The sequence below is a fragment of the Pseudomonas sp. No.21 genome (assembly GCF_054558415.1).
The window spans coordinates 1-292 of the sequence record NZ_BAAJNO010000054.1 but is presented as its reverse complement, the minus strand read 5'-3'; the positions used below and the strand labels follow the sequence as shown (position 1 = coordinate 292).

General features: G+C 73.6%; 1 protein-coding gene. It reads left to right on the top strand.

Features of this window, described 5'->3' with window-relative positions:
- Positions 1-292 (top strand): hypothetical protein (locus ACYJSS_RS30715; protein WP_459481287.1); only part of this gene is annotated, 292 nt, incomplete at both ends.

Genomic DNA, 292 nt, shown 5'->3' with positions numbered 1-292 from the left:
TGTGGGCTGCACGCTGGCGCCTCGCGCCGGGCCGGCGCAGCTGGAAGGCCGTCTGGGGCAGTTGCTCGAGCCGCTGCGTGAGCAAGGGCTCGCCCGGATGCGGGCCGACAACCGCCATGACTTTCTCCTGCGTCTCGCCCAGGGCCTGCGGGACGAAGGCATCACCCGCTGGCGACGGACCTGGGAGCACTTGCAGCGCAGCCACGGGGTGATGCCGCGCGGGCTCTGGTTCAGCCTCGCGATGCCGGGCGCCGGGGGCACTGCGGTGCATCATTGGCTGCCGCCCCCGGCC